This window comes from Streptosporangium sp. NPDC049078, assembly GCF_040648855.1.
In the GTDB taxonomy this organism is placed as follows: domain Bacteria; phylum Actinomycetota; class Actinomycetes; order Streptosporangiales; family Streptosporangiaceae; genus Streptosporangium.
Window position 1 is genome coordinate 474,126 of sequence record NZ_JBEZEL010000003.1, and the last position, 13,498, is coordinate 487,623.

The window sequence follows — 13,498 nt, forward strand, 5'->3', positions numbered from 1 at the left end:
CCGAGCGCGGGCGTGGAGAACTCGATTCGCGGTACCGGGTGAAAGGGGGTGACGGACCGAGGAACCCGGATCGAGGAACGGAGCTCACGCTTGAATGTGGAGACGGATCTGGACGACGCGGAGGTGATCAGGCATGCCCGGCGTGATCCCGCCGCGTTCTCGGTGCTGTTCGACCGGCACGCCCCCGCCCTGCACCGTTATGTGACGCGGCGACTGGGAGACTCGGTGGCCGACGACATCGTCTCCGAGACGTTCCTCACCGCTTTGCGGCGGCTCGGGCGCTACGACACCGACTATCCCAATGCCCGCCCCTGGTTGTACGGCATCGCGGCCAACCTCATCGGCAAGCACCGCCGTGCCGAGGTGAGGGCGTACCTCTCGCTGGCCAGGACCGGGGTGGACGAGGTCGCCGAGAGTTACGCCGACCGGGTGGAGGCCCGGGTGACGGCGTCGGCGGCGCAGCGCGATCTGGTGAGGGCGCTCGCCACGCTGTCGCCGAAGGACCGCGAGGTGCTGTTGATGATCGCCTGGGCGGACTTCAGCTACGAGGAGACGGCGCGGGCGCTCGGCGTGCCCATCGGCACGGTGCGCTCGCGCCTGCACCGTGCCAGGAGAAAGACCCGCGAGGCCCTGGGCGGGATCGACCCGTCCGCCATCTCGGATGTCTCGGATGTCTCGGATGTCGTGAAGATCGCCGATATCGCGGATGCAACGGATATAGCAGATGCCTCGGAGGAGGAGACCGGCCGTGGATGACCTGAAGCTGCTGAGTGAGCTGCGGGCGGACGCGCCCGAGCCCGACGCCGCCCGCCTGCGCACGCTGCGGGCGCGCTCCCTGCGGCCCCGGCCCCGGCGCCGATTCCGACCCGTACTCTCGCTGCCGATGGCCACGACGGCGGCGATGACGGCCGTCGCGGCGGTCGCGGCGGTGGTCGTGATGGTGAACGGCGACGGCCGGTCGGCCGTGCCGCCGCCCGCCATCGTGGAGGTGACGCCGGTGAGCGCGCAGGTCATGCTGCGGCAGGCGGCGCTGACGGCCGAGAAGCGCCGGCCCGAGGACACCCCGCCACGTCCCGACCAGTGGCTGTACCGCAAGAGCGTCGTCATGCAGCCCGCCGACGGCGCGGTCGAGACGCAGGAGTACTGGACCCGCTACGACGGCACCGAGCAGGCGACCCGGCTGGGTTCGGGCCCGTTGGAGAGGCGGACGATCGAGCCCGACCCGGATGACGACGACCTGTCCCCCCGGCAGTACGCGGCGAGGCTGGCCAAGCTGCCCACCGACCCGGACGAGCTGCTCGCCCACGTCAAGGGCGACCTGCACTGGAGGGACAATCCGGTCGAGGAGCGCGGTCTCCACGAACACCCGGACGCGCGGGCGTTCCGAGTGCTGTCGGTCTACCTCGGCCGGGAGGAGTACATGCCGCCCAAGCTGGAGGCCGCGATCTTCCGCGCTCTGGCGAGGATCCCGGGAGTCCGGGTGGACCTCGGCGTACGCGACGCGGTGGGCAGGTCGGGCATGGGCATCGCCTACGAGGCGGACTCTCCGGGCTCCGGCACGCGGCGCGACGAGAACGGCGAGGTCGTCGAACGCTCCTACGTCGTCCTCGACAGCACGACCTACAACCACCTCGGCTCGCGGACGGAGTACCTGCGGGACTACCGCATCAACGGCGAGGTGGCCTTCCAGAAGGGGAGCGTCTTCGCGACCGCCGAGGTCGCGGCGGGAGTCGTCGACGAACCCGGACAGGTCCCCTGAGGGATGCGCCCCCTGGGCGATCGAGTACCCCCAGAGCCTCGCGGCGGGAAATAAGGAAGAAGAAGGGGAAATGCCGGTGCTAGCCTTCCGGGGTCGGCCGCGGGACTTCGGTGCGACTTCCGGGACCCGCCTTTGAAGCGATGATTCGCAGCTCGTGCCCCCACTCCCCGGCCGACCCCGTACACACCCCCGGAGGCGGAGATCGAGACCAGTGCGGATCTGATCGCCGCCGAGGACGTCCTGCTGTTCGTGAACGCGGCGATCACCGCCACCGGCCAGCGGGAGTTCCACTCGGCCACGGAGGAGCAGGGTCTCTCGCTGGACTTCCTGCACGACTATCTGCTGGGGAACTACCGCGACCTGTACGCGGCCACCCTCGCCCTGGACGTCAACGACCACAACGCCGTACTGATCGTGAGAAACCTGCTGGTCACGGCGGGGGAGGCGGACCTGGAGCAGCGTCGGGCCGAGGGGCGTCTGATCGCCCGGAGGCTCGCCCTGCTGCCACCGCCTCGGGTGTACGGGCTGTTTATGGCGCTGCGCCGCGCCAGGGTGAACAACCGGCGCACCAGGGCGATCATGCGAGAGTGGCTGGCCGCCCGTCCCGACCTCGCGTTCGACGCGGTGAAGTACCGGGGCGCCGTCAAGAGCGCCGTGCGCCACGCCCACCTGAGCCCTGACGGGGAGTTGGGGCCGTTCCTGTTCACGCCGCACCGGCAGGCCGCCTACACCACACCGATCCTGGAGACCTGGCGGCGGGCCCACTACGAGCAGGCGGCGCTGTACGAGCTGCCCTACACGGTCGCGGAGGGGTTCGCGGCGAAGCATCGCGTCGCCCGCGCCACCTTCCTGGAGCGCATCGCGCCCAGGCTCACCCGGCTGGAGCGGCTACGCCTGCAGGAGTCGGCGCACGCCCTGAAGGTCGACGCGGTGCGTGCCGACCTCACCACGATGCCGCTGACCCGGCTGGCGTCGTACGTGCTCGCCCTCTCGACAGAGGATCGCGTGCGCCGCCGCGCGGAGTTGACGGCGGCGCTGCGGGCGGCCGCCCGCCGGGCCGCGGGCGACGAGGCCGGGAGCTGGGGCGCGACGGTCGCCGTCCTCGACGACAGCTTCTCCGCGTACGGCTCGGGGCAGAAGCGCCGTCGCCCGCTCGCCGTCGCGCTCGCCTGCCACTTCCTGCTGGAGGCTCTGTCCACCGAGTACACGCCGCTGTGGCTGTCGGGCCGTACGGACGCGCTGCTCGTCAATCCGTACGGGGCGACACCGCTCGGCGAGCGCATCCTCGACGGCCTCGAACGCGGACCCGGCCGCCTCGTCATCGTCTCCGACGGATGGGACAACTCACCGCCGGGGCTCGCGGGAGAGGTACTGCGGATCTGGCGCACCCGGCTCGACCTGGACCACACCTGCGCCGTCGTACACCTCAACCCGGTGTACGACGCCGCCGACTTCGACGTACGGCGGCTGGCGCCCACCGTCCCGACCGCCGGGATCCGTGACGCCGAGAACCTGGTCGCCCTGGTGGAGCTGGCCCGGTTCGCGGAGGGACGCACCGGGATCGTCGAGCTGCGCGCCCACCTGGCGCGCCGCGTCGAACGGTTCCTGCGGGAGGACACGTGAGGTCGTGAGCGGTTCCCGCAGGAGAACGCGTGACGGAACCTGACCGCCCGGTGTGCGGCGTCGAGCGGTTCCCGTAGGAGGACATGTGACGGATCTCGCCCTCACCGGGCTCACCACCCGCCCCGCGCAGGCATGGGGTGGCGTACGGCTCGTCCCGCTGGTCAGGGAGGAGCCGATCGAGGACCTGCGGCTCGACGCACGCCTCTACGACGCGGAACTCGGCGTCGTCGAGGTGGGTCCGCGGACCGAGTACTTCTCCTACATCCCGCACGGGTTCGTGGCGACCTGGACGGACGACGGCACCCCCGCCTCGGCGTACGGAACGCAGCTTCGGGGACCACGGGAGCGTGACCGCCCGCCAGGCCGGATGCCGCTGCGTTTCCACCGCCGGATGGCCCGCAGAACCGACAGGAACCGGCTGCGCTTCCTGCCCCTGCACCTGGCGCTCGAAGGGTATCTGGCGCTGCACTTCGGCGGGCCGGAGATCGTGTGGGAGGAATGGTCGCACCGCGCGATCAGCCGCGGGCTCTCGCCTCGTGTCGAGGAGGCGTACACGGGCGCGCAGGTCAGCGGCCTGGAGGACGCCCTTCGCGTCTTCGAGATCCACCGCGGCCAGTGCGGCGTCCTCGTCTACGTCGCGGACGCGCTCGCCGCCGCGTTCGTGGTGCCGCACCCCGACGACTACCGCGCCCTGCACACCACCCTCGTCCACGACCTGTACGGCGAGCTGATCTACCACTACGCGCTGCTCAGCGGCCCGGTGGCCGACTTCCGCGCCCGCATCGAGGACGCGACGGTGCACTCGCTCGCCGACCTGCGCGCGGGGGCCCGCCGGCAGCAGGAGGAGTGGGTTACCTTCCACGACCGGGTCATGGCGGGCGCGCTGCTGGGCACGGACTACACCTACCAGCGCGTCTACCAGATGGGCGGGTATCGCCTGTCACGCTTCCTTCCGCCCTTCGAACGCCGGCGTGAGAACCACATCGGCGAGCTCATCACCGACGGCGCCGGCCGACTCGCGTACCTCAAGACGTTCCGCCTGTCGGAGAACCAGGTCCGGCGCGGTCACCTGCTGACCAGCCTCGCCGCCGCGGGCTGGAGCGTGGCCGACACCGCCGTCTCGCTCGGCGTGACCGAACACGAACTCGGCCTGCGCGTCGAGGCCGCGGGCTTCGGCCACCTCCTCCGCCAGGACGTCCTCGACCACTACCGCGCCCAGGCCCGCCGCGCCCGCCCCTGACCGTGATCGAGGCCGGCACGGCACCTCAGGAGAACTCGTACTCGATTGGCCGGTCAGCGTGGTGAGCTGATCGATGAATCTGCGCTGTTCGACCGCGCGTTCCCCTTACCTGATCGACGCCTCAGCGGCACCCTGGAAACTTATAGGTTGTCGAAATCGCAATCAAATAGTTCTAATTGCCTAGGTTCTCTTCAAATCGATGGAGGAATTTTCGCATGGCAGGACACGGAGGATCCACCAAGTCGCGTCACAACCGCCTTACCCGGCGTTTATCGGCAGTAGCACTTTCCTTGACACTCGGCGGACTCGCCTCGCTGGCATGGGCACCGCCGGCATCGGCCGCGAGTCAGTCGATTCCGGGTGTCATCGGGACCGTGACTCCAACCCTCTCCCAGCTCTGCACAAGCTCAACCATGCAGTACGGGTCTTTGTACTATACCGAGTCGGAAATCCCGGGCCGGGAAATCGGCGGCTCCTACTCTGCGGGAAGGGGTAAATGCCTGCAAAAAAATCCGATCACCAGCAAGTCCAGGTTCCGCAGCTTCCACGTTTGCAACAGCAACGGTGTCTGCGGCCCGGAGATCTATCTCTAGACTTCTGGGTCGGGAATTCTGAGCTCACTCGGCCTGCTGATCGATCGCAGACAGGCTCGGACACTCGGGCCGGGGCTCGGGCAGGGCCCCGGCGTTCTAGAGATTTGTCCGTTTCCCCTGTAGGTCCGTTTCTGCGCTCGCAAACGGAAGTCCCAGATTGGAAGGGCTTTCAGTCGCCAGAGCAGGGTCCTCTGCGTAGGGACAAATTGGTAGAAACCTCCAGAACGCCGAGGCCCTTGGGTCCCCTCAGGATCCTTGACAATTTACTGCCGGGGTTCACGTAACACTCGATCCCACCAGAGAGGGTTCACAGTTTGAAGAGGATGCTAGTCCGCACTGCGTCAGCCTCCATTCTTGTGATGGCTTCTGTGACGGGCCTCGCGCCGACCGCGAACGCCGACTCGTCGGCCTGCAACACACCGGTTCCTGACGTGTACAAGGAAGTGCTTTACAGCTCGGGCAGCGCCCGGTGGAATGGTCGTGACGTCGCTTATCCGGCCAAGCTTCACGGGAAGACCGTCAGGCTGATGAACGGTGGCGCTTTCAACCAGTCCTACGCCAAGGTGGAGAACGCCACCGCCGGGGACATCGTCTCCATCGATCGAACTACCGACTCCGACAAGGTCAACACCACCAAGAAGTGGTGGTTCACAGACCAGATCAGAGGCTGGGAGTTTTGTCAGAAGACGGTCAGCACGACAGGCAGCACTGTCCACTCTCCTATGATTAACAACTGGCATCGGCCAGTACGCGTTTGCCTCCGCCACAACGGAGCTCTTCAATGTGCCAACGTCTGGTACGCAGACCAGTCCTGACGTCGTCATGAAAGCGTCCGCTTTTTCCTTCGGGAGGGGCGGGCGTTTCGTCGTTTCGTTGAGTGGCGTCACCTACATCCGTGATCACTGGAAGGCCATCGAAAACGGCACCCACCATGTCCGCGATGTCACCTTCCATGAGGATGTCCATCAAGCCGGACCGGCACTCTGCCCCGCGCCTTGGCCACCTTTCGCAACCTGGCCATCGGCGCTCTGCGCCACGCGGGTTATGTCAACATCGCCCACGCCCGACGCCACCACGTTTACGATCATCAGCGCATCCTCGACCTTTTCAAGATCGGACCTAAAGGATCACACTGACCAAATCACAAACTCGCCGGGGCCCTGGGGGCTCGGGCAGGTACTTGTACGGCGCCGCCCGTGACACGATCGGCAGCCGCCGAGCACGAGCCACCATCTCCGCGTCCATAGCGGGTGGTCGGCCGAGGCGCTGTCCGCGGGCCCGGGCGGCAAGATTTCCTGGCCCGTCCTGACAGCCTCATCGCCTCCCGAGGGGCAGGCCGGTGAGCATCACCATGGGCCTGGCCTCAGCTCAAACACCGGGACCCGAGGCCGGGCCCACCGATCGTCGAAGAATTCCCCCAAGGAGCTGGATCCCGCCGTGAGAGGGGCGGCGGTTGGGGGCGCGGACAGGTGCGAAGAGAGCGATCAGAACGCGATGGCCGGGTGCCCGTCATGCGGCGGGAAGCCCGGCCTCATTTCGCGGTTCGTACTCGACCACGCGCCACTCACCGTAGTCGGGCCGTCGATCACGGCCACCGGCGGCGACACGCACTTGGCCATTGACGGTCACAGCGCGCCCCCACCCGAAGGCAGCTGGTCTCTGTCGGCCACCGCTGTGAAATGGTCATGTAGTTCGGCATGCCGGAGCTGATAGAACGGGCCGACCGCGCGTAGCAGGCCGAGCTGGTGCATTTCATCGAAGAACCTCACCGTGCGCACCGGCAGATCGCCCGAGACGGCCAAGAATACGAACGTGATCCGGGACGTCAACCAGACGTGCTGTGACCGCTGCGTCAGACCGGCACTGCATCCGACTATGAGCCCCAGTCCAATGTCACTCCAGATGTCTCGCGGCCCGGGGAAATATGAGAGCACCCAGTCCGAGGAGATCGCCAAAACCGCCCCAAAAACCAGTGCTCCCATCAGTTGAAGTCCTACCAAAGACCGGTTGATCTTCCAGGCGGACAGGGGGGTGAGAGCGTTGGTGAACTGCGGAAGCCGATCCTCCGGCGCCTGGCCGGAATCCTTTGGCGGGGACTTGTCATGCAGCGCGAGGCCAACCCAGATGGTGAGCGTAGAAGCCACGGCTGAGAAGATCCCGGCTCCGATCCCCTGAATGGCCGTCACCCCTGCCGCCAAAGGCAGGCTCATCGTGAGAAATACGGGAGCAATGCGGCCACTGTTCTCGCGTAGCGCCGTGGTGACACGTCGCCAGATCTGTAGTCGCCTCAACTCCGGTGGCTCGGGTGTGTCGATCGATTTTCCGAACGCGAAGCCGAAACCGGCGACAATTCCAAGTATCGGGCTCCCGGCCAGCGCGGCGGCGGCCGCGACAGGTAGTGCGTAAACAAGCACGACAACCAGCGAGACGACCCATTGAGGTGGCACCCTCAATCCGCCCTGCCGGGGTTGGTTCATCTGCCACCAGGCGAAATCGGGTGTTCCGCGTTCTGCGGCGTACGTCGCGAGCCGGACCAGCCACCGGCGTATCCGCTCGGCATCCCAGGCTTGTGGGATTTTCCGGCGAGTCGTCCCCGACAGCCTCTGGGCGATCAGCAACGCCTCGATGAGGTTGTCCATCAGGTGTGCGCGCAGCGCGGGAACGTCGTCGCGGTAGACCGTGAACAGCGGGGTCGGGTCCCGGTCTTGGTCGACGTACACCGTTCGGATCAGCCACAGTCCCAACGCGGTCGAGGATACGGCCGCCAGAGCAGGCGTCGCGCCGGTCCGCAAAGCTCGCAGCAGCGTGCTCCAGGGCTGCGGGGGGTGAGGCGGGAGGCAGGTGGCCAGATAGTCGCCGACGACGGTGGGGATCAGCGCCTTGGGGGCGATGACAGCGGCGGCCCGGACCGCGCGTCGTGCGTTCACGAGGGCATCGGAATACTCGCCGGTGCGGGAGGTGACGATTACCTGATCCCGCGGGGCCAGGGTTCTGCCCAGCTGGGTGATCACTTTCGCGCGAGCGAGTTCGGGCAGTTCGTCCAGGCCGTCAAGAATGGCCAGGATATGACCACCCGAGGCTAATATTTCGGCGGCATCGCGGCCCTGCTCGGGCATTTTCGGAGCCAGATAGTCATTCCGCAGGCGCTCTGCGATCCAGTCGTGTAAGCGCGGATAGAGCTCCGTGTCCCAGTCGGCGACCGGCACCAACATCGGCACCGGCTCCGCCGGCTCGCGGGTGTCGATCAGTTGTACGAGGAGTTGAACGGCCAAGGTGGTCTTTCCCGTCCCGGCGCCGCCGGTGATGACCAGGCGACGGCGGGGCAGCCGGCGAAAGCGGGTGGCCAGCTCGGCGATGTCGTCGGATCGGCCGGTGAAAGACAGCTCACCCTCGGTGATCAGGTGCGGATGGTCCATGAGTTTGGTCCGCTGGGTGAGATGCCAGGGGACCGGAATCGGCGGATCGCCGAGAGACCGTTTCGCTATCTCGGTATTCCAGAAATCAACCACCAGCCCCGCCAGCCGCGCCTTGACCTGTGCGAGGTCCCCGGCGGCCGAAGTCGAGACGCGCGTGATCAGGCGGGTGACGTACCATCCCGCGAAGGCCAGCACCACGGTGACCACGATCCATGGCCTGCTCCACACGCCTGAGTTGAGCACTTGATTGACCGCCACGCTCAGGGCGACCGGAAGAAGGACCCCCGCCGACGACAACGCGGCGGACCGCAGCCCCGTACCCGTCATGTCATCATCTTGGCATTCCGCCGCCTTGAGAAAACCGCAAAGACAAAAACGACCGAATGCGAGAAAAGCGGCATCTCACTCGATGACCCGCTCTGCCGTTCTCGCCGTTCGCGTCCTATACGGGGATGACCCTGGGGAGGCGGGGGCCGTCGTACCAGTCGGCCTTGTGCTTGCGCAGCAGCGCCTCACCGTCGCGTTCCCAGGAGAAACGCGGCTTCTTGAGCAGCTTGCGGAAGACCTCGCTCGCCTTGCCGGGGTCTTCTGCGGCGAGGCCTCGCAGTATGCGGGGGCTGACGTCGTCGCCGCGCAGATATCCGCCGACCACCTCGCGATACCGGCCGCGGGCGATGAGCGCGGGGTCGGCGAAGACCTCCTGGAGCAGGTCGAAGTCCGGGTGGAAGCCGAGGCCGGGACGGTGGGGGCACCGATCAGCGCCGAACTCTTGGCTGATCCGGCGGTCAACCGTCCTGAAGGTCAGGCGCTGCGGCGCTCTTCACAGCGGGTCCCTGCGGATAGTGCTTCAGCGTGACCTCGTCGTGCAGTCGTGTGCCCTTGCCGCCGAAGCCGACCAGAGTGCGGGTGATCGGCGTGGGGACATGGCTGATCAGCCGCGCTCCCTGGATCAGGCCCCACAGGCCCAGGCGGGTGTCGGGGATGAGCCGTTTGGCGGCGCCGACCGCGTAGGTGCGGCTGCGCCGTACATAGTCGCCGATCTCCCGTTCGTAGGCCGGTAACGCCCGGGTGTGGTCTCCGTGGGCCGCCGCCCACGACGCCCTCCGGCCGCCCCATTCCCCTGGCCGGTACGGTGTCCACCAGCCAGGAAGGGCTCACCCAGGTGGCGCTCGACCGGGGCGGCATGTTGTTCTGCACCCCTACGGCGGCTCACCACAGGCGCCCGGACGTCAGCTTCGTCCCCGTCATGGGGCTGCCTCCCTCGATCCTCGGCCTGGCCTGGGTGAAGGCGGCGGAGACGGCGGCGACCCGGGCGTTCACCAAGGCAGCGGTCGGGCACGCCCTTGGGGCAGTGGCCTCGGAAGGCTGAGGCTCACCTCCGGGACGCGCACCTTGCTCACCTGCTCAGGTCGGGCGGGACGGTGGCTGCGGACCGGTCGGGCGCCGGGCCTGCAGGCGGCCTACCGGGCCGAGCCAGAACTGGCCCGCTTCCACTTGGAACTGAAGGACTCCTTGAAGCCGGCCCTGACCGCAACCCTCCTGGGCGTGCTACCTCGCCGCTGACCTGCGCTGCACCGGACAGGCCAAAACCTCGGTATTTCTCCCGCGACACCCCGCGTGGTACCTCTGCGGACCCGGACGCTTCATCACCGCACCAGAAGACGTGTGGGCTCGCCGAGTACGGAGGTCGCGGCGGAGAAGTCCGCCAGGCGGGCGGAGAGCGTCTCGACGGCGAGTTCGCGCGGTAGCGCGGTGTTGAACTTCAGCCCGTTCAGCGCCCGCTCGTCCACCTGCGGGTGCCGCAGGTGGAGCGCGCGAAGGTCGGCGCGTCGGAGTGGCCCGGTGAGATCGGCGCGGAGCCTGACGTACAGGTCCTCCACTCGATGCACGGGATCGGCCAGCGGGCCCAGGGTGGCCTTCAGGGTGGCGTTGCCCCGGTAACCCGCCCAGGTCCACCAGTGCAGGTCGCCGTCCTCGCGCACGATCACGGTGCCGTCGGGGTGGACGGTGTGGGCGATCTCGGCGCGCACCCTGGCGAGTGCGTCGACGGCCCTGCGGGTGAGCCGTACCGGGGGGTCGGTCCCCAGGGCGACGTCCCGCATGGCGCGGGCCAGCGCGAAGGAGGTGCCACCGAGAGCGGCGGACGTCCAGCGGGCCTCCCCTCCGGTCCCCTCCACGGGTTCGACGAAGCAGCGCCGTCGCTTCCAGTCGATCCAGTCGACCTTCCAGGTTCGCCCCGCCAGAAGGAGCAGGCGTGGGCCCTGAACCGAGGTGGTCAGCAGGGCGGGACCGGTACGGCCGATCTCGGAGCCGCCGTGCATCACGGTGAACTCCGGCGGCGCGGTGAACACCGCGGTCAGGTCCATGAAGTGGCGATGCCCGAAGCGCTGTTCCGCCTCTGGGCCGATGAGCAGCGAGCCGCCGTCTCGTTCGAGGAACCCCTCGGCGATCAGGTGATCGAGTACGGGCTGGGCGGAACGGAACTCGAAGGGGGACAGGCCGTTCCACCAGTCCGGCCAGAGCGAGTCGCCGACCTTCCCCTCCTGCAGGGTGAGGGCGAGGAACTGCTGCGCGACGATGTGCCGTGGGTCCGGTGGCGGTCGCACCGGCTCGACATGGCCCGTTCCCCACAGATGCAGCAGTCCGGCCGCGGCGAGCAGGTCGTCCCTGCTCAGCGCGAGCAGCAGGCAGTTGCGGGTGCTCGCCGGGCGCCGTCCGGTACGGCCCAGCCTCTGCAGGAACGAGGCGACGGACCGGGGCGCGTTGATCTGGATGACCCGGTCCAGGTCACCGACGTCGACTCCCAGTTCCAGGGTGGAGGTGGAGACGATGACGCAGTCGCGGGCCGAGCGTAAAGTCTCGCCTATGGATCGATCACTTTGCACAGTACCGTCGAACCCACCCTACCCTGTCGTCCAGGCAGCAGCGGATCTTAACCGATCTTGAGGCTTACGTCAGGAATGAATCAAACCTCCTAAGACGTTCTCCGGGTGAAGACAGGGGAGATGAACGCCTCCAGTTCGAGGTAATCGAAGCATTTGGTAAAGATGAGGCGCGCAACCTGGTGGCCAACCTCGGCCCAGCGGAGCCAACGCGGACCGGCCCTACCGATAACAATCTCGTCGCAATCGATTGCGAGTGTTCTGTTGATAGCGATTGGTGCGGGCCCGCCTGGAAATGCTTCTTCTGTCGCGACTGTAGGAATGTCTGGGACGGATGCGGCTGGATGCACCAGTACGACTGTGTCGGCATGTGCATGTGCATGTGCACGTGTGCATCATAGCGAGTAACGATTCACCAAGCATCGAGCTCACCAAAACAAAATAGCCAGGAAATCAAATAGAGTCCTTGATGGCTTTCATTGAGGGCTCTATTTATGTATTGCTGCACATATCTGGGCTACGCCTGCTGCGCTTCAGTATCCCTTGTTAGTACACGGATAACTCCACGACGGGTTTTAAGGAGATCTGCACCGAGATGCGCCAAGACATTTGCTGCATCACTCCGACCTTCCCTGATCAGCCCTAGCAAAAGGTGCTCTGTGCCGATATATACGTTTCCGAGCTGCGCCGCCTCGTATCGCGATAACTCCAGGACCTGCTCCGCTTGGCCAGTAAAAGAAGCCTCCCCTGTGAGTTCGTTAGTCCCGTGCCCTATTCGCTGTTCGATTCCGGTTCGTACGTCCTGAGGGTTGATCCCCAGTTCCACTAGAACGTCTGAAGCAATCCCTGCATCAAATCGGGTCAGCGCCAGCAGTAGGTGCTCAGAAGAGACCTGTTCATGGCGATGGGCCGCAGCCTCCTCCTTGGCCGAGTCGAGAACTTGCGCTGCGTTTTCGGTGAGCAGACGACCCAAAGGCATGCGCAAGACTTTCCTTCTTCTCCACATTCTTCGCATAGATTTTCTCCTACATGCGGGACTGGATCGAAAGTCGGGACATCAAACACATTATCTTACATGGCGAAATTTAAATAGGCAATACTAAGATGGTATCAACGCGTTCTCGATGGGCGGCTGTGCTCGAAGTGGGCGAGGACGAGAGCCTCGCGGGCGATGTCGCTGATTCGACTGAGACTGACGGTGATGTGCCGGAGGGTGTGCCAATGGCCTTTAAGCAGGGCAAACCGACATTCGTCGAAGTGGCACTGAACGTGCAGGAATCGGATGTAGGTGGAGTTGTCGGGGCTGAGGGTCTGGTTGTCGGCAGAGATTGTTTGATTGGCGTGCGGATGCCGATGCCGGCGCCGCCGTAGCCGCTGTCGGCAAGGGGTGGGTACGCGTGTGAAGCGGCGGCGTACATCGTGCCCAGGAGGCGGGTGCGAGCAGCGGTCAGCTTGTGGAGGAAACTGGAACACCTCCCACAGCTCATCGGGCACCAGTCGTTGAAGGAACGCATCCACGAACGGTCTAATGACTGACGACCAAATGAGTTACGGTCTAAAACCAGTTGGAAACTGGTCGCCGATCAAGGCGCCGATCAGAACGTGGCCGGCCCCAGGTGATCCGTCCACTCGCGGCGGAGAGCGTCCTCGACGTCGTTGGGGGCGTCACCATGCAGGCCAGGGGCGGCGTGGACGCGGCGGCGCGCGGTGTCGTGCTCGGCGGGGGTGGCGACTCGGGCCCACAGGGGACCGCGCCAGCCGCACTCGCACACCGCACACCAGCCGACCGCGTCCCGGCCGTCCAGCAGACCGGCCGGTTCGGCCTCGCCTTCCGGGCCCCAGCGCACCACTAGGGCGTGTTTTAGAAGTGGACGCTGTCCTTTGCCCCGTACCGTAATGATCTCGGTGTGGGGCGAGGGGATCTTTCTGATGAGCAGTGGGCGGTGCTGGAGCCGTTGCTGCCGGTCGCGGTGTTGGGCAGGCCG

At 66.4% G+C, this 13,498-nt stretch carries 13 protein-coding genes; 8 read left to right on the plus strand and 5 right to left on the minus strand.

Annotation, left to right across the window (positions count from 1 at the left end):
- The first annotated feature begins 96 nt into the window (after positions 1 to 96).
- From AB0B90_RS07120 to AB0B90_RS07140, 5 genes are all read left to right on the plus strand, one after another.
- On the plus strand, positions 97 to 756 hold the full coding sequence (locus AB0B90_RS07120) for an RNA polymerase sigma factor (protein ID WP_350945385.1): 660 nt from the start codon (positions 97 to 99) through the stop codon (positions 754 to 756).
- A complete protein-coding gene (locus AB0B90_RS07125) occupies positions 749 to 1,759 on the plus strand; it encodes a CU044_5270 family protein (protein WP_362921310.1) in 1,011 nt (336 codons plus the stop codon). The genes AB0B90_RS07120 and AB0B90_RS07125 overlap by 8 nt, the downstream gene beginning before the upstream one ends.
- 249 nt (positions 1,760 to 2,008) lie before the next feature.
- Positions 2,009 to 3,382, plus strand: a complete 1,374-nt coding sequence (locus AB0B90_RS07130; RefSeq protein ID WP_362921312.1) for a hypothetical protein — start codon at positions 2,009 to 2,011, stop codon at positions 3,380 to 3,382.
- Between the two features lie 85 nt (positions 3,383 to 3,467).
- The gene (locus AB0B90_RS07135) at positions 3,468 to 4,622 is read left to right on the plus strand and encodes a hypothetical protein (protein ID WP_362921314.1); all 1,155 of its coding nucleotides are present in this window, start codon (positions 3,468 to 3,470) and stop codon (positions 4,620 to 4,622) included.
- A gap of 952 nt (positions 4,623 to 5,574) precedes the next feature.
- The gene (locus AB0B90_RS07140; protein WP_362921316.1) at positions 5,575 to 6,030 is read left to right on the plus strand and encodes a hypothetical protein; all 456 of its coding nucleotides are present in this window, start codon (positions 5,575 to 5,577) and stop codon (positions 6,028 to 6,030) included.
- 810 nt (positions 6,031 to 6,840) lie between these two features.
- Here the strand turns inward: AB0B90_RS07140 and AB0B90_RS07145 are convergent.
- Positions 6,841 to 8,958: an NACHT domain-containing protein gene (locus AB0B90_RS07145; RefSeq protein ID WP_362921318.1), complete on the minus strand. Its 2,118-nt coding sequence runs from the start codon at positions 8,956 to 8,958 to the stop codon at positions 6,841 to 6,843.
- Positions 8,959 to 9,073: 115 nt separating this feature from the next.
- Positions 9,074 to 9,283 (minus strand): hypothetical protein, encoded by a 210-nt coding sequence (locus AB0B90_RS07150; RefSeq protein ID WP_362921320.1) that lies wholly within the window; start codon positions 9,281 to 9,283, stop codon positions 9,074 to 9,076.
- Between the two features lie 480 nt (positions 9,284 to 9,763).
- Here AB0B90_RS07150 and AB0B90_RS07155 point away from each other — a divergent pair, with 480 nt between their 5' ends.
- The gene (locus AB0B90_RS07155; protein ID WP_350945047.1) at positions 9,764 to 10,000 is read left to right on the plus strand and encodes a hypothetical protein; all 237 of its coding nucleotides are present in this window, start codon (positions 9,764 to 9,766) and stop codon (positions 9,998 to 10,000) included.
- Between the two features lie 277 nt (positions 10,001 to 10,277).
- Here the strand turns inward: AB0B90_RS07155 and AB0B90_RS07160 are convergent, their stop codons facing one another.
- Positions 10,278 to 11,516 carry a helicase-related protein gene (locus AB0B90_RS07160; RefSeq protein WP_362921322.1) on the minus strand — a complete coding sequence of 413 codons (1,239 nt, stop codon included), beginning with the start codon at positions 11,514 to 11,516 and terminating at the stop codon, positions 10,278 to 10,280.
- Between AB0B90_RS07160 and AB0B90_RS07165 the strand changes: the two genes are divergently transcribed.
- Entirely contained in the window at positions 11,501 to 11,914 is a 414-nt protein-coding gene (locus AB0B90_RS07165; RefSeq protein WP_362921345.1) for a bacteriocin fulvocin C-related protein, read from the plus strand. The two genes, AB0B90_RS07160 and AB0B90_RS07165, sit on opposite strands and share 16 nt — an antisense overlap.
- Positions 11,915 to 12,030: 116 nt before the next feature.
- Here the strand turns inward: AB0B90_RS07165 and AB0B90_RS07170 are convergent, their stop codons facing one another.
- Positions 12,031 to 12,528 carry a Clp protease N-terminal domain-containing protein gene (locus AB0B90_RS07170; RefSeq protein ID WP_362921324.1) on the minus strand — a complete coding sequence of 166 codons (498 nt, stop codon included), beginning with the start codon at positions 12,526 to 12,528 and terminating at the stop codon, positions 12,031 to 12,033.
- 119 nt (positions 12,529 to 12,647) lie between these two features.
- Between AB0B90_RS07170 and AB0B90_RS07175 the strand changes: the two genes are divergently transcribed.
- Complete coding sequence (locus AB0B90_RS07175) at positions 12,648 to 12,884, plus strand: hypothetical protein (protein ID WP_362921326.1); 237 nt, start codon at positions 12,648 to 12,650, stop codon at positions 12,882 to 12,884.
- 224 nt (positions 12,885 to 13,108) lie between these two features.
- Here AB0B90_RS07175 and AB0B90_RS07180 read toward each other — a convergent pair whose 3' ends face one another.
- Complete coding sequence (locus AB0B90_RS07180) at positions 13,109 to 13,363, minus strand: hypothetical protein (RefSeq protein WP_362921328.1); 255 nt, start codon at positions 13,361 to 13,363, stop codon at positions 13,109 to 13,111.
- Positions 13,364 to 13,498 lie beyond the last annotated feature (135 nt).